Genomic DNA, 20062 nt, shown 5'->3' with positions numbered 1-20062 from the left:
AAAGGTTAATATTAATTTCTATTATGATTTCCTAAAAATTAATAATTTACAATACAAACTATCGCAATAAAAATATCATAATGTAGAGTTTCAAATTGATTGACAAAATTTTTACTTATTTCTAAGTTAGAACATGACAAATTTTTTTCTCAAAGCTTTATTTATTTAAACTGTGACTGACATATTAAATTGCACCAAATCAGAAGAAGTTTTCTCAGCTGCCCAAGAATTAATGCCTGGAGGTGTTAGTTCTCCAGTAAGAGCTTTTAAGTCTGTCGGTGGACAGCCAATTGTTTTTGATAGAGTAAAAGGCCCTTTTGCTTGGGATATCGATGGCAATAGATATATTGACTACATAGGAAGTTGGGGGCCTGCTATATGTGGACATGCTCACCCTGAGGTTACAACGGCATTACAGGAAGCAATTGAAAAAGGTACGAGCTTCGGAGCTCCATGCGTTTTAGAGAATAAACTTGCGGAGATGGTTATAGATGCTGTCCCATCTGTAGAAATGGTTAGATTTGTCAATAGTGGAACTGAAGCATGTATGGCTGTTTTAAGGCTTATGCGAGCATTCACTGGAAGAGATAAAGTTATAAAATTTGACGGTTGCTATCACGGTCATGCAGATATGTTTTTGGTGAAAGCTGGATCAGGTGTAGCGACTTTAGGATTACCAGACTCTCCAGGGGTTCCAAGAACAACAACTGCTAATACACTAACCGCCCCTTACAATGATCTTGAGGCAGTAAAAAAATTATTTTCTGAAAATCCTGATGCCATTTCGGGGGTAATTCTTGAGCCTATTGTTGGTAATGCTGGCTTTATTACTCCTGAGCCTGGATTCTTAGAAGGATTAAGAGAATTAACCACTGAGAATGGATCCTTATTAGTTTTTGATGAGGTCATGACCGGGTTCAGAATCAGTTATGGAGGAGCCCAAGAAAAATTTGGAGTTACTCCTGATTTAACTACACTTGGGAAAGTAATTGGTGGAGGACTACCAGTTGGAGCTTATGGCGGCAAGAAGGAAATAATGTCAATGGTTGCCCCTTCCGGACCTGTATACCAGGCAGGGACTTTGAGTGGGAACCCACTTGCAATGACTGCTGGGATAAAAACTCTTGAGCTACTCCAACAAGAAGGTACTTACGAAAAACTTGATGCAATTACTTCTAGATTATTTGAAGGGATAATACAGTCTGCAGAAAATAATGGTATCGCTATAAATGGTGGCAATGTAAGTGCTATGTTTGGATTTTTCTTATGTGATGGTCCAGTTAGGAATTTTGACGAAGCAAAAACTAATGATGCCGAACTTTTTGGTAAGTTGCACAGAGAGATGCTCTGCAGAGGTATTTACTTAGCTCCAAGTCCTTTTGAAGCAGGGTTCACCTCCTTAGCTCATAGTGAAGAAGAAATTGACAAAACCATTGAGGCATTTGATCAATCATTTAATGCTATAAAAAATTAATATATTTGTTTAAAGACAAAAAGAAAAGAAATAAATTAATTTGAGAAAAGATAAATTTAAAAACTATCTTCTACCTCCAACTATTACTGGAGGAGTTCCACCTTCTGAACCAGGCAAGCCAGGAACGACTTGGGTTCTACCATCCCATTTGTCGAGAAATAATTTGAAAAGTACCTGATCATCAAGGCTTCTGTTTAGTGTTTCGTACCTCAGTGCTTCTTGTTCCGCAATCTCCACTTCTGTTTTCGCTCTTAATAGTTGTTGACCCGCTATTTGCTTTTGTTCAATAGCAGCTCTATATTCTTCAGCAATCTCCAATCCAGTCAAATCTAAACTTTTAACATCTACATAATCGAATGAATTTAGTTCTTGAGAAACTGTATCTCCTACTTTTTCAGAGATGACTGCGAATTCCGTAGCTATTGTTTCTAGCTCGTATTGAGAAAAAACTGATTTAAGAGCTTTTAGTAAAGATGGCTGAACAATTTTTTGATAAACATCACTATTTCTACTAGCAATTGTGGCAAAAATTCTTCCAGCTTCATTAGGCTTCACTGAATACTTAACAGTGGCTGTAGCCCTAATAACCTGGAGGTCCTTAGTTAAAGTTTCAAATTTCTCAGGTTGAACTTGAGTTTTAATATCAAATGGATAAACAGACTGTATAAATGGGAGTTTAAAGTTCAAACCCGCTCTTCTCGAAGGGCCGCTAACTTTACCTAATGTTGTTACTACTGCAACCTGTCCAGAAGGAACAACAAAGAGAGATTGAGTGAGTAAAAGAAAACCGGTAAAAGATAATACGATCAATAGTGTTGCTGTCCCACCAGGGCCAGCTGGAGTAACATTTTTAAAGGATGTTGACATTAAATCTTTTCTTTTAGTTAATCATATTTAATCAAATTAATTAGTGCATTAATAAGGCGTTTAATTAAAATATTTTTTTAATAATTGTAAAAATAAATGTAAAAATTATTTTTATTAAATGTTGGCTTTAAATTCTTGCAAAAGTTGTAAATAAAGGTCCTCATCTATTTCTCTAATGTCATATTCAGATGGTAAAACACCATGCTTATACTCATGGACTGCCATCCAACAAAATTTATCTATTTCTTCCTTGGAGAAACGAGGATATTCTTTTACCTTTATAACCAATTTCTTAACAAGAGATTCGGGTGAATCAGCCATATTTTTTAATAATCTTATTAAAGATCTTATCTAAAGTTATTAGCTTTTAGAGGAATGTTCAAAGACTCTTCCAAGTCTCTAACAAGTTTAATTGCTAATTGAAGATCATTTTTGCTCTTACTCGACACTCTTAGTGTTTCTCCATTGATACTAACATTAATTTTTTTTATTTGATCTCTTATATTTTTACTAATTTTTTTTGCTATTTCTTGTTTAATACCTTGTTTCAATAGAATTGTCTGCCTCACTTTATTACCACTAACTATTTCAATTTCACCGTAGTCAAAAATTTTTAAAGATAAGTTTCTTTTTATAGCCTTTTGCCTAATTATGTCATTTACAGCATTTAAGGTAAGTTCACTATTAGTTGTTAAAAAAATATTTTCTTTATCGAGATCAACCTTCGTATCTGTCCCTTTCAGATCATAACGCTGAGAAATTTCCCTTTTTACTTGATCCAAAGTATTAACCAGTTCCTGTCTCTCAAAATCAGAAACTACATCAAATGAAAAACTTTCTGCCATCTTAAATTTTTAAACACAAGATTATTTTTAACATAAATTAGATTATTAAAAGTGAAAATAGATTAATCTAATCAAAAAATAACAAACTAACCACTTTTCCCATTTCTTCCGCGCATCTACAACTATTTAGTAAGGTTTCACTATCATGAAATGCAAAACATATTAATTGATCACACCTAGTAATAATTTCTTGATTACAAAGGCTGCTTGCGAGTGGCAAAGGCAGTTCATCATTGTCACTTTTTTCTACCAAATGTATAACCCTTTCAAGTTGGTCCTTAGTTTCGGGTAATTGTCTATCAAGGCTTTGTGGCAACAAAACAGTTAATAATGATGGATTTATATCTAATACAGCTCGAATAACAGCAGCATTGACCCCTTGAGATCCAGACGTAAGTATATTATGGCCCTCCTCTGCTAACGACCTTGCTATTAACTCTATCAAGTGGATATCAACAACTGGTACATGTCTACTGCCCAAAAAAGCAATCCTCCTTTTACCATTATCTTGGAGTTTTGCGAGTTCTTGGGCCAAGGCATCAACACCTTGGGTTGCTGGTAGATCTAAAGAGCGACTCAAAATAAAATTGTTCCTATATTTGAAATTAGCATTTATCTGAAAAATTGCAGGGAAAATCAATCTTTTCTAGAATTCTTTTTAGATTTACGTGCTCCCGAACCAATTGAAAAGCATAAGAAGCTTTAATTGATTCATGTATTCTTACATGACCAAAAGCTTGTTCAATAATTTCTACGGAAGCAAGAGTGTCTAATTCGACTTTTAAGATTGGCACCTCCAATTCCTCCGCTCTATGAATCAATTGTGACAAAGGTTCTCCCAAACCAGTTAAAATAAGGCATTGAGTCGAAGCTTCCAAGGCTGCAAGTTGGATATCAGTTCTGTCAGCGCCAGTAACTACAGCCATATTTCGTCTTCTTCTGAAGAATTCCATTGCAGAATTTACACCCATTGCACCAATACTTAATGTCTCAACAAGTAATTGATCTTTTTCAGGGCAACAAATTACCTTAGCATCTAATCTTCTTACAAGCTCACCGACGGTGACACTTCTAAGCAGTGGTGATTTAGGCATTACCCCAAACACTTCAATATTCATATCTTTAAGAGAGGGTATTATTTCATTTTTAACTTTTTCTACTTCTTGAGGCAAAACTGCATTCAATACCACTCCAGCTAAATGATCTCCTAGTTGTTTTTTTGCATCAAGTAATGCATCTACGCTTTTACAATCTTCCCATAAATTCACAATTAAGACTTTCGCATCTAAACTCTCAGCTATTTGTGGGAGACTTAAGCCATAAATCATTCCTTCATGAAGACTTCCAGCCGCTTCTAAAATATTTAGTCCTTCAAAATCATCGTTAACCAATTCCGCAATTTGATCAAAACCTTTACCTGGAAGCAAGTCTTTATTTGAGATTCTTTTTTCAGCTGATATATTATCCAGTAATCCTACTGAAGAAATTAAATTCTCCTCTTCTATATTTAATGTTGATCCAATAAACTTAACATCATCATCTATTAATCCTTCATAAGACATTGAAGGTACATTAGTAAGTTCTATACATGTTGCGAGAGGTTTACCTATACGTACTTTTTTTCCCTCCTTTAAGAGTCTTTTTGCTATCCCAAGAACCAATGCAGACTTACCACTAAATGGCTCACATGAACCAACTAATAATATATCACTCATAATTAGTAAGATTGTTTATCAATAGGTTCAAGATAATATTTTTTTTCGAACTAAACAAATATTTATTTATGAGTTTTAATCAAATAAGTAAACAAATATTTTTTTAGGTAAATTTATTTTAGTTCTTTGGTATTTAATCAAAATCAAACAAAATGATAAATCCAATCAAAAACAAAAAAACTATTGGGATTACTGGAGCTTCCGGCGCGCTTGGGAAAGAATTAACAAAGTTGTTTCGACAGAAAGGATATAAAGTGATTGGATTTACTCATAGTAAAACTGATTATGTAATAAATCTTGAATCTCCTAATGAATGGATTAAATGGGAATGCGGGAATGAATCGATATTACAAAAGCATTTAGAAAAAATAGATATTTTAATTTTGAACCACGGTATCTATGATTTAAGCAGAGAAAATGCCAATTATGAAAACTCCATAGAAATAAATGCATTAAGCCAATTCAAATTTTTAAATTTATTTGAAGATATTGCTTTAAAAAATGAGTCACAAATAAAAAAAGAAATTTGGATAAACACATCTGAAGCAGAAATTTTACCAGCCTTAAATCCATCATATGAGATTAGTAAATCCCTGATTGGTCAATTAGTTTCTTTCAAAAAAAATCTTTTAAACAAAGATACTAAGAAAAAATTAATTATAAAGAAAATCATCCTAGGACCTTTCAAATCAGAACTAAATCCTATTGGAATTATGAGTCCAAAATTTATCTCTAAGAAGATTTATGATTTAGCTAATTCAAAAAGTTATTTAATAATAATTAGTCCAAACCCATTATCTTACCTACTTTTCCCCATTAAAGAATTTTTTAACTTTATATATTGCCAAATTATCTATAAATACAAATAAGAGTAGCTAAAAGTCTCTATCTGTCAATATTTCAATCCCATCTTTTAAAACAACTATTGTGTGTTCCCATTGCGCAGATAATTTTCCGTCTTTTGTTATGACGGTCCATCTATCATTTAATGTTTTACAATATTTACTTCCTTCGTTAACAATAGGTTCTACAGCTAATGTCATTCCCTCACGTAATACTACATTGGGTAATTCTTTAGTCCGAAAATTAAATACAGAGGGTTCTTCGTGAAGATTTCTTCCAACGCCATGGCCTGTATAGTCTTCAACGACACTAAACCCATTTTCTTTCACAATGTCTTCAATTGCTCCAGCGACATCGAGCAAGTTATTACCTGCTTTAATTTTCGAAAGCCCGGCATAAAGAGCTTTAAATGCTACATCACTAAGACTTTGAGCCTTTGAACTAACCTCTCCTACAGATATTGATATACAACTATCACCGTGGAAGCCATCTAAATATGCTCCTGTATCAATTTTCACTAGATCACCATTTTTAATTATTTTCTTTTTACTTGGTATTCCATGAACAACCTCATTATTAATACTAGAACAAATACTTGCGGGGAAACCATGGTAGCCTTTAAAACTTGGCACAGCTCCAAAACTTTTTATCCTCTTCTCTGCAAAATCATCTAAATCTTTTGTACTCATTCCCGGTTTAATTAAGTCATTAATTTCCCTCAGAACAGTTGCCACTATCCTGCTAGATTTTTTCATCAGATTTATTTCACGAGCAGACTTTATTTCAATTCCTCTGCTCCTCTGAATAAAGGGCACTTGATCATTAGTTTGGGAATTATTTTTATTTAATAAAAGATCTGCAAAATGTTTCATTGGAATAAATAATGCTAATAAGTAAATATCATCAAAATAGCCATTATGAACTTGGCTATCTTAAATCTATCAATGACAATGGGAAACAGGAATGAAATTTTTCTCTAATTCTAGGCAATTTCATAAAGCTTTGGCGCCTTGGATGTTTCTTCCATTATTTATTTCTTCCATCACTGGTCTACTATACAGGGTTTCAAAAGATTTATTAGGTTACTCTAGAGACCAAGTTCATTGGTTAATGTCCCTCCATGAGGGCGAATGGCTTGGAAATAATGGAGAATTAATATATGTATTGTTAAATTCCCTCGGAGTTTTATGGATGCTCATAACGGGATTCCAAATGTTTTCAAAAACAATTTCATTTAGCAAAAAGGTTACTAAAGGCGAGTCAAAGGGTTAAGATATTAAACTTGTAGGATAAAAAAGACCAAAATGGCTAAAGAGAAAAAAGAAAATGAGTTAGAAACCACCATCAAAAATGATGAATCAATTGATGTAGCAGTTGAACTTAAAGATAAAAAAGTGGTTTCTAAAACTACAAAAAAAATAAGCTTTTACAATGTTATTGAGGAATTTGAAAATGAACAATTAAAAAAAGAATTACCTGAAATTTATGTTGGAGACACTGTTAAGGTTGGCGTGAAAATTACAGAAGGTAACAAAGAAAGAGTTCAACCTTACGAAGGCGTTGTCATAGCAAAAAGGCATGGGGGCCTTAACCAGACAATTACAGTAAGAAGAATTTTCCAAGGCATAGGGGTTGAGAGAGTATTTATGCTACATAGTCCACAAGTTGCCTCTCTAAAAGTTGAACGTAGAGGTAAAGTAAGAAGAGCTAAGTTATTCTATTTAAGAGATAGAGTAGGAAAAGCTACTCGCGTAAAACAACGCTTTGATCGATAAAGTTGTAAAGTAACAATCTTATTGGTCACAAAGACGCTTATAATCATTAAGATGCGTCGTTAGTTCAGTTGGTAGAACGCAGGTCTCCAAAACCTGATGTCGGGGGTTCAAGTCCTCCACGACGCGTTTGATCAACATTATGTAAATCATTTTTTCATAAGATGGAGTTAGATCTTCAACCAGGGGACGTAGTTAAAGTCCTCGAATCAGCAGCTTTAGGATGGGTTCGTGCAAGAGTCATCAGAGTTAAATCTGGTGGAAGAGTTGTTGTACAAAGTGACCAAGGCAGAGAATTTACCGCCAGAGGCAATCAAGTTAGATTGATAGAACCTGCTGGCTTTCGACCTCAAAAATAAATATTTCTTTAATATTTAGATGGAACTAAACTAACTATTTCTTTAAATTCTCAAATTAATAAATTTTTTTTATTACAACAATATTAATTAAGTATTATGATCTGATAATTTTAAGAATGAAGTTCTAATTAAATTTAGAACTACAACTCTGGGACCGTAGTTCAACTGGTTAGAGCACCGCCCTGTCACGGCGGAAGTTGCGGGTTCGAATCCCGTCGGTCCCGTTTTTTTTTCTAAAAAAATTTGGAAAAACGTTTAAGATTAGCCCCAAGTCCAACAGGTTTATTTCATATTGGTACAGCTAGGACAGCATTATTCAACTGGTTATATGCCCAAAAAATTGGTGGTAAATTTCTTATCAGAATAGAAGATACAGATTTTCTTCGATCTAAGTCTGAGTACACAACAAATATATTAGAAGGCTTGAAATGGCTTGGGCTTAAATGGGATGAAGAACCTGTAAAGCAAAGTGACAGAATTTCGATCCACAAAAACTACATCAAAAAGCTACTAGAATGTGGAGCTGCATATAGATGCTTCACTACAGAAAATGAGATTTCCGAACTAAGAGAAGAACAAAAAAAGAAAGGATTACCTCCTAAACATGATAATAGACACAGAAATCTTTCAAAAGCAGATATAGAAACATTTATATCCCAAGGCAAAACTTCGGTAATAAGGTTTAAGATTGATGAAAACATAAAAATCACATGGGTAGATCAAATAAGAGGTGAAATCAAATGGCAAGGAAAGGACTTGGGTGGTGATTTAGTTTTGTCCAGAAGGTCTTTGGGATATGAGATTGGAGATCCTCTATATAATCTTGCAGTGGTAGTTGATGATAATTTTATGAATATTACTCATGTCGTAAGGGGGGAAGACCACATCTCTAATACTGCAAAACAAATATTGATTTATAAAGCATTAGATTTTAAATTGCCAATTTTCTCACATACACCTCTAATACTGAATAGCGAAGGGAAAAAATTATCTAAAAGAGATTGTGTTACTTCAATCGACGAATTTAGAGATATGGGCTATTTACCTGAGGCGTTAGCTAACTACATGGCCTTTTTAGGTTGGTCACCAAAATCTTCAGAGGGTGAAATACTTTCACTTGATGAGATATCTAAATTTTTTGACTTATCAGATATAAATAAAGCTGGAGCAAAATTTAATTGGGAAAAGCTCAACTGGATTAATTCTCAATACATAAAAAAAATGGAATTAATCAAGTTAAGTAAGATAATCCAGAGATATTGGGATGATATGAGTTGGAAACCACCATCTCAAGAATGGGCTGTAAAATTAGCAATTTTGCTTAGAGATTCAATGACCGTTTTAAAAGATGCCATTGATCAATCAAAACCATTTTTTTTATTGCCTCCAATTGAAAAAGAGGGTCAAGATTTTCTCGAAAACAAGGATAGTAAAGCATCTCTCAAACTTATCTTAAATTATTTAATACATCAAAATACTGTAAAACTAGACCAAGAGAAAGCAAAGGCAATAATAAACGAAATCTCAAAAAGGCATAATGTAAAAAAAGGGATTTTAATGAAATCACTAAGAGTGGCCTTTTTTGGTTGTCTCAGTGGGCCAGATTTAGTTCAAAGTTGGGAACTCTTCTCAGAGAGTAAAAGTGATATATCGCGGATTGAAAGATGTCTGATTACGGACTAGATTCTTTTCGTGCTAATTCAAGCCTATTCGCCAAAGGTTTGGCCGTAAGACCTTGGATCCCTACTGTCATTAATATTGTAAGGAACACTAAGCCTTGAAGACGTCCAGCTCCAAGTATACCAGCCTGCTCTAATCTGATAGAAAAAAGAGAGGCTACTGCTGCAGTAACAATACCTCTTGGGGCTAACCAGGCTAAAAAGACCTTTTCCTTTGATTCTAATTCTTTTCCCATTGTTGCTATCGAGATAGAGATAGGACGAACAATTACCATCATCATAAAAACGCAAACAACTCCTCCCCAACCCAGGGGACTTAATTCACCCCAAGAAACATCAGCTGCCAACAGAGGGAAAAGAACAGTTATTGCTAATTGAGCCAATTCACCTATTAGATTATCCAATCTCTCTTTATCTATTATTTCTCTTTTGCCCACAATAAAACCTGCCGAAACAGAAGCAGGCAAACCTGATTCTGGTAGGAAATATTCACAAATTCCATACACAAGGAAAATAAACCCAAGTGTAACTTGCAGCTCTATACCAAATGAGGCTTCATTTTTAATTTTTTTTAAAATTTCGGAAAGTAACCATCCTGAACTTAATCCGATTAAAACTCCGCCTCCTAATCTTTGCATTAATGCAATAAATACATCGTTAATCCCATGTAGGTCTCCTAACGTTAGTTCTAAAAGTAATAAAGCTAGTACTGCACCAATTGGTTCAAGTAACAACCCCTCAGCTTTTAAAACTTCCGAAAGAGGGGAAGCTAATTTTATTTGTTCAACTAATGGAGAGACGACAGTTGGTCCAGTAGCTAGAACTATGGCACTATATATACCTGCAACTTGCCATGAAAGTCCAGCCAGCCAATGAGCAATAAAGATTCCAGCTGATAATGAAATAAATAATCTTATCAATGATATTTTCAAAACAGTATTTCTTATATTCCCCTCAGGCAGTTTTAAATTTAGTCCCCCTTCGAATAGAACTAAGCAGACTAAAAGTCCAACAATTGTTTCAAGACCTTGTCCAAGATCTAAAGGTTCAACTATTCCTAAACCTGATCTTCCAATTAATAATCCAGACAGCAATAAAATAACAACACTAGGGAATCCCGTAAAAGAAGCAAATAATCGAGCACAAGCCCCTGCGAATACAGTTATACCCCAAAGTAATCCAAGCCTTTCAGGCGTCATATAATCTTATAAATAATAAAAAATATTAATTATTTTGATTAAATCAATAATCTAATCGCAAGTCCATTAAATAGAATACTTTTTAATCTAATTAATAAACAGAACTAAATCAAATTTTAGTAATCTTGTCAGTATTACGATTAAGTAGAAAAATTATCTCTATTAAGAAAATTGGCTTATTAAAGCAATAACAATAAAAATAATTCCTATACCAATAGTTGCCATCCTTCCATTCCATATTTCAGCTTGTGGGGTAAAACCTCTTTTCCATAAATTCAGTTCATTTTTATCAACTAAGTTTTTTGTTTCTTTAATCTCAATTTTGGGTTGATTATTCATTTGAGTTAAAAAGGAGGATTTTCTTCATAAAGGGTATTTGCTTGTTCAATTGAGAGTCTTCCTGAGACACCTAATTTAAGGGAACTTAAATGATCCTTAAATTTAATCCTGAACAACGCAGCTGCTCCAATCATCGCCGCATTATCTGTACACAGATTAAGAGGAGCTAAATGAACTTTAATAGATTTTTTACTAGCTTCACTAATCATCATTTTTCTTAATGTATTATTAGCGGCTACACCGCCAACTACAACAACATTATTCAAGCTATGATCTACTGCACATTTTATAGTCCTCTCTACTAATACCTCCGCTACTACTCTCTCAAAACTTGCAGCAATATCAGGTACTGGGACAGGCTTCCCATCTAGATTTATTTTCTCAACTAATCTTAATACAGCAGTTTTTAGACCACTAAAAGAGAAATCATATTTAAGAAATCCACCTTTTTTATCAGAAATCCTACATTTTGGTAAATTGAATTTCCCAGGGTCTCCATTTTTAGCAATCTTTTCAATTGCCGGTCCTCCTGGATAACTAAGACCTAATAATCTTCCAACTTTATCAAAGGCCTCTCCAGCTGCATCATCAAAACTCTTACCAAGTCTTTGCATTTTCCTTCTCTCATCAACCTTAATTAATTCAGTATGTCCGCCACTAACAAGCAATGTAAGAAATGATTTCTTTGGATAGTTTTCAGAAAATAGAATTGAAGATAAATGTCCCTCCAAATGATGCATTCCCAAAAATGGCTTTGAATGTAACATACAAAGTGATCTTGCGGTAATAGAGCCAACACGTAAACATCCAACTAATCCAGGAGCTACAGTTGAGGCAATATAATCAATTTCCTCAATTTTAATTTTTGATTCTTTTAATGCCTTGTCTAAAACAAAAGGTAATAATTCTAAGTGCTTTCTAGCCGCAAGTTCAGGGACAACTCCTCCCCATTTTGAATGATCTTCAATTTGAGATGCAATGATATTTGAATGAATTTTGAAATTATCGCCAATATTAGAAACTATTGAGACAGATGTCTCATCACAACTTGTTTCAATAGCTAAAACTTTACGCATATTTGATTCAACTTGTTCTATCTTAATATTAATTTCTTAATCAACACACTATAAGGAATTAAAGATTGCAACTTATGAAATTCTTTTTTTCAATCATAACCTCAGTTTTTCTGTTTTTAGGAATAACTCCAATTGCTCTAGCCGCAAATGGGCCAGCCTTAAATGCTGACAGAGCAAGCACAGAATTTACTGCATCAGCACTCACAAAATGTTCTGAAAACCCTAAGTTCATTGAGAGAGCAAGTGCTGCTACTACCCAAAAAGATATCGCAAGATTTGAAAGGTATGGAAAAGCATCTTGCGGCGACGATGGCTTACCTCATTTAATTTTGGGAGCTCCACTAGAACCATGGGGAGCGCTATTAAATAGAGGTCATGAAGGAGATCTTCTGATTCCAGGTACAATATTTATTTATATTGCCGGGATAATTGGTTGGTCAGGAAGGGAGTATTTAATTGAATCTAAAAAGACTAAGAATCCAGCTGATATGGAAATCTTTATAGACTTTGATCTGGCCCAAAAATGTCTTGTAAAAGGTGCTCAATGGCCATTACTTGCAAACCAACAAGGAAGAAGTGGAGAACTTAGAGAATCAGATAAAAATATCACTCTAAATGGTCCACGATAAAACTTAACTTTTATATTTATCTTAAACACAAAATGTTCAAAATTTTCAGTACTAAATACATGAGATCAGCTCCTGTAGTATCAGCGATCTGGTTGACTTTAACAGCAGGAATTATCATTGAATTTAATAGATATTTTCCTGATTTATTATTCCATCCAATGAGCTTGGGCTGAGATTTTACAAGAATAATCAAGACCTAATTATCTTGATTATTCTCTCAGCTGTTTCATCAACATTGTGATTTATTAATTCAAAATCAAATTGATTTGATAACGACATCTCATAATTAGCCCTGAAGAGTCTTTTTTTAATTGCCTCTTCTTTTTCTGTGCCCCTATTTCTTATTCTTCTCTCTAACTCTTTTTTATCCGGAGGAAGTAAAAATAATGAAAGAGACTCAGGAAACTTTTCTTTAATTTGTTTTGCGCCCTCCACTTCAATTTCAAGTAATACTGTTAATCCATTATTAATTTTCTCCTTAACAGAAGATAAAGGAGTTCCATAATAGTTTCCAGCAAATTCAGCCCATTCAAGAAAAAGATTTTGTTCAATCATTTTTTTAAATTTTTCTTGATTCAAAAAGTAATAATTTTCTCCCTCCTTCTCTCCCACTCTAGGTTCTCTAGTAGTTGCAGATATTGAAAGCGAAATATCTTTATCTTTACCTAAGATTTCTTTGACAACAGTTCCTTTGCCCACCCCGCTAGGTCCAGTAAGGATAATGAGTTTTTTTAGGTTTTTCATATTAAAATTTTTACAGTAAAATAAACATCTTGTGAATTAAATAGAAATAATGCAAAAAGGTGTTCCTCAGATAATGGATATTACAACGATTAAATCTGTCTTGCATGATTTATCAAAGAATATTTTACCTACAAAGTTTGAAACTGCCCAACAACCAGAGCCTAATACAATGCAATTATGTTTTCGAGGAGTTGATTCTCAAACTTGGTTAGAAGTTTCATGGAATGGTAACTCTCCAAGAATACTAAAGATAAATAAGCCAGAAAAGATTGGAAGAGAAAGCACACTTTCTAAACAAATAAGATACGGCTTAAAATATATGGCTTTAGTTTCGATTAATCAAGATGATTTTGAGAGAGTTATAAAATTTGGTTTTGCAAAAAAACCTGGAGATGAAATTAGCAAGTATTTAATTTTTGAGTTAATGGGAAAACATAGTAATATTTTTTATTTGGATGATAAACATAAAATAATCGCAGTAGGTAAACAAATTAATTCAAGTCAATCTAGTTTCAGAACAATTTCAACAGGATCAATTTATTCTGGCCCTCCAGCTAATCTTAAAAAACAACCTAGAGAAGATGAGTCTTTTCAATCATGGAAAGAATCAATTTCAACAGTGCCTGAGTCTTTGAAATACTGCTTAATAAATACCTACCAAGGAGTAAGCCCTATCCTCACAAAACAATTAGAAATCTTAAGTAATACTAGCGATTCGGAAATAATGGAAAAAAATATTGATTTCATTAGCGATGCAAACTTAAAGGAGATATTTAAAAGTTGGAAGATATGGATAAATAGGTTTAAAAACAATAACTTTAACTTTTCCATATTTAATAAATTTTTTTATTGCGTTTGGTTTTTAGATAAAGAAATTAACTGTGAAAATAAAATAGATTTATGCACCAGTTTAGAGAATTATTATGATTATCATTTAAAACAACAAAAACTTGAATTCTTAGTAAAAAAAATTGAAGGGATGATTTCGAAACAAACAAATAATGAGAAAAAGAATTTAAATTTTCAATATGATCTCCTGTTAAAGTCAGAAAACCACGAAGTATATAAAGAAAAAGCTGATAATATATTCACTACTAATGAGATCAAAAAACAAGATATTATTAGAGGACAAAAACTATATAAGAAATCAAAAAAACTAAAAAGATCTAGAGAATTGATAAAAGAAAGGCTAAATATTTATAAAACTAATTTAGCTAGATTAGATGAATTCACTACACTTCTAGAAAATCTAAATTCTTTCAATAATGAAGAGATTTTTGTGGAAATTAAATTACTAGAAGAGATTATGGACGAACTTTGTAACGAGTTTAATATTTATCTAAAGAAGCCAAGAGAAGATAAGAAAAATACATCTGATATAGAATCTTGCCCAATTGAAGTTGACACCCCCACAGGATTGAGGCTTCAGGTAGGGAGAAATATGAGGCAAAATGATTTAATAAGTTTTAAGTTTTCCAAAAAAGGTGATCTATGGTTTCATGCACAGGAATCTCCAGGAAGTCATGTAGTTTTAAAGTCTTCATCTCAAGCAGCATCTGAACAAGATCTTCAAATCGCTGCAGATTTAGCTGCTTTATTTAGTAAGGCAAAAAGAAACATTAAAGTTCCAATTAGTTTAGTCAAGATTAAAGATTTGCAAAAAATAAAAAAAGGTGGGCCAGGATGCGTTTCATTTAAAAATGTAGAGATTGTTTGGGGAAACCCTACAAGAGGAGAAGATTACATTAAAAAAAACCTTAAAAGAGTAATTTAGTTTATAATAAAAAAAATTTTTAATTCTAAATGTTTGATTTTCTTTTGGGTACTCATGAATTTTTAGGAAATCATAGTTTCCCAGAATTTATTGTGGGATATCTATTTGGAGCTGCATTGATAATTGGAGCTCCGACTGTTTTCTTATTACTTGCTTTCGTAAGCGCTCTAATGAAAACAAATGGGAAAATGGGTGGATATAGAGAATATGAAACCTATGGCGAATCATCATTAAATGATGCCCCTCCTTTTTTATTACCAGATCCAACCAATCCTAATAAGTAAACAAATAATTAAATAAATTTAACAAGAAATAAAATTGGACTTTAAACGAAATTAATTTCCAAACTTTATCTTACTAAATCTTTATTAATCAATAATGAAAGGTGAAAGTCAGAGCGAAAATAAACTATCAGACTCGATCACTTTTAGTGATCATTTAGAAGAGCTTCGTCAAAGAATACTAAACTCAATTTACTCAATACTTATTTCAATATTCTTTAGTTTTTTAACTATAAAGCCATTAATATCTTTTTTAGAAATCCCAGCTGGTGATATTCATTTACTACAACTTGCTCCAGGAGAGTTTTTATTTGTAGCTATTAAAGTTGCAGGTTACAGCGGATTAATAGTTTCTATGCCTTATATTTTTTATCAAATAATATTGTTCATTTCCCCTGGATTAACAAAACAAGAAAAAAGCCTTATTTTGCCCGCAGTTTTTGGCTCAGGTCTTCTATTTTTTTTGGGATTAATTTTTTCATGGTGGATATTAGTTCCTGCCGCCATAAATTTCTTTATTACTTTTGGTGCTGACATTGTTGAACCAACATGGTCGATAGAGAGATATTTTGATTTCGTTCTTTTATTAATGTCTAGCACTGCATTAGCTTTTCAATTACCAGTATTACAATTTATTCTTGGTTCTCTTGGAATAATTACTACAGAGAAAATGATTTCGAATTGGAAAATAGTTGTAATCTCCTCCGCAATCTTATCTGCAGTGATTACCCCTTCAACAGACCCATTGACAATGTCATTGCTATCTATATCAATTGTATTTTTATTTTTTGTGGGTACTGGATTAACTTACTTATCAGAAAATCTCAAGTCAAAAACTCTTTCATCTTCTCATTAATATTTAATTGCAAGCTGACAGCTCTACCTAACCTTGGCCTAGCATTGACTTTCTTTAGCCATTCCCTTACTTCTTCTGAGTATCCACCTCTATTTAAAATTTCGATTTTATCAGCTATCGATTTTTTATATTCAACTTCACTTAGAGGAAATGATTCCTGTCCAAGGAATCCCCACATCATTTGAAAATAGACAAATTTTCCTCTTCTAAAGAGTCTAAAGTCATATTTTTTTCCCCAGCGATGAATCAAATAATGAATAACTTCATCAACTAGTAATGGTTTCATTTGAATCAATTAATTAAGACTTCCAAAACTTTTACTTTAAATTATTAAAAGTCCTATCTATTTGCAACAGAAATTGAGCAATTTGATCCATAATAAATATTAAATAACTGAACCAAGTAGCGAATGACTCAATTAAGTTCCAATGATGTCCCTTCAATGGGGCGAAGGCAATTTATGAATCTTCTTACATTTGGTACTGCCACTGGTGTAGCTTTAGGAGCCCTCTACCCAGTAGCTAATTATTTCATGCCTTTAAGAGCAGGAGGAGGCGGTGGTGGAACTTCTGCTAAAGATGAATTAGGGAATCCAGTAACTAAGACAGGTTGGTTGGCCAACCATCAAGCAGGTGACAGAAGCCTAGTGCAGGGTCTCAAAGGTGATCCAACTTATTTAATAGTTAATGAGGGTGGGGAAATAGGAGAATTTGGTTTAAATGCAATTTGTACACATTTAGGTTGCGTTGTCCCATGGGATAGTGGAGCTAATAAATTTATATGTCCTTGTCATGGTAGTCAGTACGATACAAATGGGAAGGTAGTCAGAGGTCCTGCTCCTTTATCTTTAGCACTGGCTCATGTAGATATTGAAGATGATGCCGTACTTGTCAAACAATGGTCAGAAACAGACTTTAGAACCAATGAAAATCCTTGGTGGGCATAAAAAAAATGAAAGATCTTAAAAATCAAATCATGAGAAAAACAACTTTATTCATCTTCACAATGCTCTTCATTTCGAGTATTGTACTTTATCCTAAGACCACTTTTGCTTATCCATTTTGGGCTCAGCAAAACTATGAATCCCCAAGAGAAGCTACAGGAAAGATAGTCTGTGCGAATTGTCATCTAGCTCAAATGCCTACTATTGCAGAGGTTCCGCAATCTGTGGGTGCTGATAGTGTTTTTAAAGCTGTTGTAAAAATACCTTACAAAAATGACTTAAAAGAGATCGGAGCTGATGGTTCTGAAGTTCCATTACAAGTTGGCGCCGTTGTAATGCTGCCTGATGGCTTTAAACTTGCCCCACAAGAAAGATGGACTGAAGAAATCAAAGAGGAAACAGAAGGGGTTTATTTCACTAATTACAGCGAAGAGAAAGATAATATCATCATCGTTGGTCCTTTGCCTGGGGATACTAATAAAGAAATCGTTTTCCCTGTACTTTCGCCTGATCCATCCACTAATAAAGAATATCACTATGGGAAATACTCGTTACATATAGGAGGTAATAGAGGTAGAGGTCAGGTATACCCAACTGGAGAGAAAAGCAATAATTTAGTTTTCACCTCTTCCACCTCAGGAACTATTAATTCAATAGAAACAATTGAAGATGGCAGCTATAAGGTCAATATAGAAAACGATGAAGGAGAGATAACTACTGAAGCAGTTCCTGCTGGTCCTCAACTTATCGTAAAAGAACAAGACAAAATTAATGCAGGAGATCCACTTACTAATGATCCTAACGTTGGCGGCTTTGGGCAATTAGATGCTGAAGTTGTACTTCAAAGCCCTTACAGAGTAATTGGATTAATTGCATTCTTTATTGGTGTAGGGCTAACACAAATACTTTTAGTATTAAAGAAAAAACAAGTAGAAAAAGTGCAAGCAGCAGAGGGTATCTAACTTTCTTTTCTAAATGCTTATATTTCAAGCTTTTATACAATCTCCAGGTGAAACATTTTTAAATTTAGGATTTCTTACAATTAGATGGTATGGATTGCTAATTTCGGTTTCAGTTTTAATAGGCCTATTTGTCTCTAAAAAACTTGCCAAGGCAAGGAATATTAACCCACAGTACATTAGTGAAATACTTCCATCATTAATAATCTTTTCAATAATTGGAGCTAGAGCTTATTACGTAATTTTTGAGTGGAGGCAATATAGCGGAGAGAACTTTTTTACTTCTTTAGAACTATTCAATAACACCATTCAAATACCTTCTTTTCTGGCAGTTTGGGAAGGAGGCATAGCAATCCATGGAGGTCTAATTGGAGGATTATTATCTATTATTTATTTCTGTAAGTCGAAAAGCATTCATTTAAAAACTTTTATAGATATATTAATACCCTCAATTATTCTTGGACAATCTATAGGAAGGTGGGGGAATTTTTTCAATAATGAAGCCTTTGGGGTGCCTACGAATTTGCCTTGGAAATTATTTATACCTATCCAAAATAGGCCTTTAGAATTTATTAATTACGAATTTTTTCATCCTACTTTTCTCTATGAGTCATTGTGGAATTTTTTAATATTCATCCTCCTTATTTTTATCTTTAATAAACAGAATAAAACTGATTTTTTTAGGCCTGGCTTTATTAGCTGTCTTTATTTAATAAGTTATAGCTTTGGAAGATTCTGGATTGAAGGTTTAAGAACTGACCCACTATGTATTGGTGGGCTTCCGCCTTTCTGTAGTGGCGGTATAAGAATGGCTCAATTTATAAGTATTTTTCTATTTTCTTCTGGATTAATTGGAATATTTTTTTTAAGATTAAGAACATATAGTGGTAAAAACAGAAAGAATGGATAAAAAAATATCCTTTATTGGCGTTGGTCCCGGCGACCCCGATTTATTAACACTAAAAGCTTTAAAAAAGATAAAAATTGCAGATGTCATTATTTGGACTGATTCTCTAATTCCTGAAAAGATTTTAGATTTTTCAAAAGAAGGTTCTGAAAATATAAAAACGAGTTCGCTCAACTTAGAGCAAATCACCTCAATTATGATAAAAAAATTTCAAGAAGGGAAAACTGTTATAAGATTGCATGATGGAGATCCTTGTCTTTTTGGCGCGATTAGAGAACAAATAGAAATTTTAAAAAAAGAAAAAATTGAAATCGAAGTTATTCCAGGTGTAAGTGCTTTTCAAGTCGCAGCAGCATATCATGAAGCTGAGTTAACTATCCCTGACGTAACGCAAACAATAATTTTAACAAGAGCAGGAGGAAGAACTGGTATGCCCGAGAAAGAATCTCTGAAAGATCTTGCGAAACACAATTCCTCTTTATGCCTTTATCTAAGTGCTAGGCATGTAAAAAGGTCTCAAGAAACTTTACTAGAGTTTTATCCCCCAGAAACTAAAGTTATTGTTGGATTCAGAGTATCTTGGGATGATGGTTGGACATCATTAATAGAATTAAAAGATATGGAAAATTTTTCTATTGAAAAAAAATTAATTAGAACTACTATTTACATAATTAGTCCAGCAATTAATAATTCTCAAAACAGGTCTAATCTATACAATCCATCATATAGACATCTCTTTAGAAATAAATAATCTTAAAGTTGATAGAAAAATATTAATCACTATAATTAGTAAAAATTTGT

Annotated in this window: 26 protein-coding genes and 2 tRNA genes; 17 read left to right on the top strand and 11 right to left on the bottom strand. The window is 33.2% G+C overall.

The features are described 5' to 3' along the window. The first annotated feature begins 172 nt into the window (after nucleotides 1-172). Nucleotides 173-1474: a glutamate-1-semialdehyde 2,1-aminomutase gene (gene hemL / locus HA143_RS02645; protein ID WP_209083094.1), complete on the top strand. Its 1302-nt coding sequence runs from the start codon at nucleotides 173-175 to the stop codon at nucleotides 1472-1474. A 63-nt stretch (nucleotides 1475-1537) separates the two neighbouring features. Here the strand turns inward: hemL and HA143_RS02640 are convergent, their stop codons facing one another. The 5 genes from HA143_RS02640 to HA143_RS02620 form a co-directional block, all read right to left on the bottom strand. Next, on the bottom strand, nucleotides 1538-2341 hold the full coding sequence (locus HA143_RS02640) for a prohibitin family protein (RefSeq protein ID WP_209083093.1): 804 nt from the start codon (nucleotides 2339-2341) through the stop codon (nucleotides 1538-1540). A 114-nt stretch (nucleotides 2342-2455) separates the two neighbouring features. After that, nucleotides 2456-2662, bottom strand: coding sequence for a hypothetical protein (locus HA143_RS02635; protein WP_209083092.1), 207 nt, complete (start codon nucleotides 2660-2662; stop codon nucleotides 2456-2458). Nucleotides 2663-2688: 26 nt separating this feature from the next. After that, complete coding sequence (locus tag HA143_RS02630; protein WP_209083091.1) at nucleotides 2689-3186, bottom strand: YajQ family cyclic di-GMP-binding protein; 498 nt, start codon at nucleotides 3184-3186, stop codon at nucleotides 2689-2691. Between the two features lie 67 nt (nucleotides 3187-3253). Beyond that, entirely contained in the window at nucleotides 3254-3766 is a 513-nt protein-coding gene (locus HA143_RS02625) for a DNA recombination-mediator protein A (RefSeq protein WP_209083090.1), read from the bottom strand. A 25-nt stretch (nucleotides 3767-3791) separates the two neighbouring features. Beyond that, nucleotides 3792-4901 carry a phosphotransacetylase family protein gene (locus HA143_RS02620; protein ID WP_209083089.1) on the bottom strand — a complete coding sequence of 370 codons (1110 nt, stop codon included), beginning with the start codon at nucleotides 4899-4901 and terminating at the stop codon, nucleotides 3792-3794. Between the two features lie 152 nt (nucleotides 4902-5053). Between HA143_RS02620 and HA143_RS02615 the strand changes: the two genes are divergently transcribed. After that, entirely contained in the window at nucleotides 5054-5770 is a 717-nt protein-coding gene (locus HA143_RS02615; protein WP_209083088.1) for an SDR family oxidoreductase, read from the top strand. A gap of 6 nt (nucleotides 5771-5776) precedes the next feature. Here HA143_RS02615 and map read toward each other — a convergent pair whose 3' ends face one another. Beyond that, nucleotides 5777-6616, bottom strand: a complete 840-nt coding sequence (gene map, locus HA143_RS02610) for a type I methionyl aminopeptidase (RefSeq protein ID WP_209083087.1) — start codon at nucleotides 6614-6616, stop codon at nucleotides 5777-5779. A gap of 91 nt (nucleotides 6617-6707) precedes the next feature. On the opposite strand from map, the gene HA143_RS02605 reads away from it, so the two are divergent. The 6 genes from HA143_RS02605 (at nucleotide 6708) to gltX (ending at nucleotide 9558) form a co-directional block, all read left to right on the top strand. Further along, entirely contained in the window at nucleotides 6708-7016 is a 309-nt protein-coding gene (locus HA143_RS02605) for a PepSY domain-containing protein (protein WP_209083086.1), read from the top strand. Between the two features lie 32 nt (nucleotides 7017-7048). Beyond that, a complete protein-coding gene (rplS, locus tag HA143_RS02600) occupies nucleotides 7049-7519 on the top strand; it encodes a 50S ribosomal protein L19 (protein WP_245210840.1) in 471 nt (156 codons plus the stop codon). Between the two features lie 53 nt (nucleotides 7520-7572). Beyond that, nucleotides 7573-7645, top strand: a tRNA-Trp gene (locus HA143_RS02595). A gap of 35 nt (nucleotides 7646-7680) precedes the next feature. After that, nucleotides 7681-7875: a hypothetical protein gene (locus HA143_RS02590; RefSeq protein ID WP_002807701.1), complete on the top strand. Its 195-nt coding sequence runs from the start codon at nucleotides 7681-7683 to the stop codon at nucleotides 7873-7875. Between the two features lie 150 nt (nucleotides 7876-8025). Then, a tRNA-Asp gene (locus HA143_RS02585) sits at nucleotides 8026-8099 on the top strand. Between the two features lie 19 nt (nucleotides 8100-8118). Further along, nucleotides 8119-9558: a glutamate--tRNA ligase gene (gltX, locus tag HA143_RS02580; RefSeq protein WP_209083085.1), complete on the top strand. Its 1440-nt coding sequence runs from the start codon at nucleotides 8119-8121 to the stop codon at nucleotides 9556-9558. Here gltX and HA143_RS02575 read toward each other — a convergent pair. The 3 genes from HA143_RS02575 to tsaD form a co-directional block, all read right to left on the bottom strand. Next, on the bottom strand, nucleotides 9548-10753 hold the full coding sequence (locus HA143_RS02575) for a cation:proton antiporter (RefSeq protein ID WP_209083084.1): 1206 nt from the start codon (nucleotides 10751-10753) through the stop codon (nucleotides 9548-9550). The genes gltX and HA143_RS02575 overlap by 11 nt on opposite strands. Nucleotides 10754-10915: 162 nt before the next feature. After that, the gene (locus HA143_RS02570) at nucleotides 10916-11092 is read right to left on the bottom strand and encodes a high light inducible protein (protein WP_209083083.1); all 177 of its coding nucleotides are present in this window, start codon (nucleotides 11090-11092) and stop codon (nucleotides 10916-10918) included. A 5-nt stretch (nucleotides 11093-11097) separates the two neighbouring features. Beyond that, complete coding sequence (gene tsaD / locus HA143_RS02565; protein ID WP_209083082.1) at nucleotides 11098-12168, bottom strand: tRNA (adenosine(37)-N6)-threonylcarbamoyltransferase complex transferase subunit TsaD; 1071 nt, start codon at nucleotides 12166-12168, stop codon at nucleotides 11098-11100. Between the two features lie 74 nt (nucleotides 12169-12242). Between tsaD and HA143_RS02560 the strand changes: the two genes are divergently transcribed. Next, nucleotides 12243-12797: a Photosystem I reaction center subunit III gene (locus HA143_RS02560; protein ID WP_209083081.1), complete on the top strand. Its 555-nt coding sequence runs from the start codon at nucleotides 12243-12245 to the stop codon at nucleotides 12795-12797. Nucleotides 12798-12829: 32 nt separating this feature from the next. Next, nucleotides 12830-12970: a photosystem I reaction center subunit IX gene (psaJ, locus tag HA143_RS02555; RefSeq protein ID WP_209083080.1), complete on the top strand. Its 141-nt coding sequence runs from the start codon at nucleotides 12830-12832 to the stop codon at nucleotides 12968-12970. 16 nt (nucleotides 12971-12986) lie between these two features. Here psaJ and gmk read toward each other — a convergent pair whose 3' ends face one another. Then, nucleotides 12987-13541, bottom strand: a complete 555-nt coding sequence (gene gmk / locus HA143_RS02550) for a guanylate kinase (RefSeq protein ID WP_209083079.1) — start codon at nucleotides 13539-13541, stop codon at nucleotides 12987-12989. Between the two features lie 73 nt (nucleotides 13542-13614). On the opposite strand from gmk, the gene HA143_RS02545 reads away from it, so the two are divergent. From HA143_RS02545 to tatC, 3 genes are all read left to right on the top strand, one after another. Next, nucleotides 13615-15315, top strand: a complete 1701-nt coding sequence (locus HA143_RS02545) for an Rqc2 family fibronectin-binding protein (protein ID WP_209084402.1) — start codon at nucleotides 13615-13617, stop codon at nucleotides 15313-15315. Between the two features lie 29 nt (nucleotides 15316-15344). After that, on the top strand, nucleotides 15345-15599 hold the full coding sequence (locus HA143_RS02540; RefSeq protein ID WP_209083078.1) for a hypothetical protein: 255 nt from the start codon (nucleotides 15345-15347) through the stop codon (nucleotides 15597-15599). A gap of 94 nt (nucleotides 15600-15693) precedes the next feature. Next, nucleotides 15694-16452: a twin-arginine translocase subunit TatC gene (tatC, locus tag HA143_RS02535; RefSeq protein ID WP_209083077.1), complete on the top strand. Its 759-nt coding sequence runs from the start codon at nucleotides 15694-15696 to the stop codon at nucleotides 16450-16452. Here tatC and HA143_RS02530 read toward each other — a convergent pair. Next, a complete protein-coding gene (locus tag HA143_RS02530; protein ID WP_209083076.1) occupies nucleotides 16421-16738 on the bottom strand; it encodes a DUF3067 family protein in 318 nt (105 codons plus the stop codon). The two genes, tatC and HA143_RS02530, sit on opposite strands and share 32 nt — an antisense overlap. A gap of 123 nt (nucleotides 16739-16861) precedes the next feature. On the opposite strand from HA143_RS02530, the gene petC reads away from it, so the two are divergent. The 4 genes from petC to cobM are packed head-to-tail and all read left to right on the top strand — an operon-like array spanning nucleotide 16862 to nucleotide 20012. Next, nucleotides 16862-17398 (top strand): cytochrome b6-f complex iron-sulfur subunit, encoded by a 537-nt coding sequence (gene petC, locus HA143_RS02525; protein ID WP_209083075.1) that lies wholly within the window; start codon nucleotides 16862-16864, stop codon nucleotides 17396-17398. 29 nt (nucleotides 17399-17427) lie between these two features. Continuing rightward, nucleotides 17428-18357 (top strand): cytochrome f, encoded by a 930-nt coding sequence (petA, locus tag HA143_RS02520; RefSeq protein ID WP_373921631.1) that lies wholly within the window; start codon nucleotides 17428-17430, stop codon nucleotides 18355-18357. A 13-nt stretch (nucleotides 18358-18370) separates the two neighbouring features. Beyond that, on the top strand, nucleotides 18371-19264 hold the full coding sequence (lgt, locus tag HA143_RS02515) for a prolipoprotein diacylglyceryl transferase (protein WP_209083073.1): 894 nt from the start codon (nucleotides 18371-18373) through the stop codon (nucleotides 19262-19264). Then, nucleotides 19257-20012, top strand: a complete 756-nt coding sequence (cobM, locus tag HA143_RS02510; RefSeq protein ID WP_209083072.1) for a precorrin-4 C(11)-methyltransferase — start codon at nucleotides 19257-19259, stop codon at nucleotides 20010-20012. Before lgt ends, cobM begins: the two co-directional genes overlap by 8 nt. Nucleotides 20013-20062: the final 50 nt, after the last annotated feature.

This window comes from Prochlorococcus marinus CUG1415, from assembly GCF_017696015.1.
GTDB lineage: Bacteria > Cyanobacteriota > Cyanobacteriia > PCC-6307 > Cyanobiaceae > Prochlorococcus_A > Prochlorococcus_A marinus_AE.
Note: the sequence above shows the minus strand (reverse complement) of the source record. Positions and strands in the feature narration are given on the sequence as shown.

What these genes read in the sequence shown, in the direction of transcription:
- HA143_RS02530 (WP_209083076.1), bottom strand. Translation starts at nt 16,738, where the DNA reads ATGAAACCATTACTAGTTGATGAAGTTATTCATTATTTGATTCATCGC.
- HA143_RS02560 (WP_209083081.1), top strand. Translation starts at nt 12,243, where the DNA reads ATGAAATTCTTTTTTTCAATCATAACCTCAGTTTTTCTGTTTTTAGGA.
- HA143_RS02540 (WP_209083078.1), top strand. Translation starts at nt 15,345, where the DNA reads ATGTTTGATTTTCTTTTGGGTACTCATGAATTTTTAGGAAATCATAGT.
- tatC (WP_209083077.1), top strand. Translation starts at nt 15,694, where the DNA reads ATGAAAGGTGAAAGTCAGAGCGAAAATAAACTATCAGACTCGATCACT.
- HA143_RS02605 (WP_209083086.1), top strand. Translation starts at nt 6,708, where the DNA reads ATGAAATTTTTCTCTAATTCTAGGCAATTTCATAAAGCTTTGGCGCCT.
- HA143_RS02575 (WP_209083084.1), bottom strand. Translation starts at nt 10,753, where the DNA reads ATGACGCCTGAAAGGCTTGGATTACTTTGGGGTATAACTGTATTCGCA.
- HA143_RS02635 (WP_209083092.1), bottom strand. Translation starts at nt 2,662, where the DNA reads ATGGCTGATTCACCCGAATCTCTTGTTAAGAAATTGGTTATAAAGGTA.
- cobM (WP_209083072.1), top strand. Translation starts at nt 19,257, where the DNA reads ATGGATAAAAAAATATCCTTTATTGGCGTTGGTCCCGGCGACCCCGAT.
- HA143_RS02570 (WP_209083083.1), bottom strand. Translation starts at nt 11,092, where the DNA reads ATGAATAATCAACCCAAAATTGAGATTAAAGAAACAAAAAACTTAGTT.
- petA (WP_373921631.1), top strand. Translation starts at nt 17,428, where the DNA reads ATGAGAAAAACAACTTTATTCATCTTCACAATGCTCTTCATTTCGAGT.
- HA143_RS02620 (WP_209083089.1), bottom strand. Translation starts at nt 4,901, where the DNA reads ATGAGTGATATATTATTAGTTGGTTCATGTGAGCCATTTAGTGGTAAG.
- lgt (WP_209083073.1), top strand. Translation starts at nt 18,371, where the DNA reads ATGCTTATATTTCAAGCTTTTATACAATCTCCAGGTGAAACATTTTTA.
- HA143_RS02630 (WP_209083091.1), bottom strand. Translation starts at nt 3,186, where the DNA reads ATGGCAGAAAGTTTTTCATTTGATGTAGTTTCTGATTTTGAGAGACAG.
- HA143_RS02590 (WP_002807701.1), top strand. Translation starts at nt 7,681, where the DNA reads ATGGAGTTAGATCTTCAACCAGGGGACGTAGTTAAAGTCCTCGAATCA.
- petC (WP_209083075.1), top strand. Translation starts at nt 16,862, where the DNA reads ATGACTCAATTAAGTTCCAATGATGTCCCTTCAATGGGGCGAAGGCAA.
- rplS (WP_245210840.1), top strand. Translation starts at nt 7,049, where the DNA reads ATGGCTAAAGAGAAAAAAGAAAATGAGTTAGAAACCACCATCAAAAAT.
- HA143_RS02640 (WP_209083093.1), bottom strand. Translation starts at nt 2,341, where the DNA reads ATGTCAACATCCTTTAAAAATGTTACTCCAGCTGGCCCTGGTGGGACA.
- map (WP_209083087.1), bottom strand. Translation starts at nt 6,616, where the DNA reads ATGAAACATTTTGCAGATCTTTTATTAAATAAAAATAATTCCCAAACT.
- HA143_RS02615 (WP_209083088.1), top strand. Translation starts at nt 5,054, where the DNA reads ATGATAAATCCAATCAAAAACAAAAAAACTATTGGGATTACTGGAGCT.
- psaJ (WP_209083080.1), top strand. Translation starts at nt 12,830, where the DNA reads ATGTTCAAAATTTTCAGTACTAAATACATGAGATCAGCTCCTGTAGTA.
- tsaD (WP_209083082.1), bottom strand. Translation starts at nt 12,168, where the DNA reads ATGCGTAAAGTTTTAGCTATTGAAACAAGTTGTGATGAGACATCTGTC.
- gmk (WP_209083079.1), bottom strand. Translation starts at nt 13,541, where the DNA reads ATGAAAAACCTAAAAAAACTCATTATCCTTACTGGACCTAGCGGGGTG.
- HA143_RS02545 (WP_209084402.1), top strand. Translation starts at nt 13,615, where the DNA reads ATGGATATTACAACGATTAAATCTGTCTTGCATGATTTATCAAAGAAT.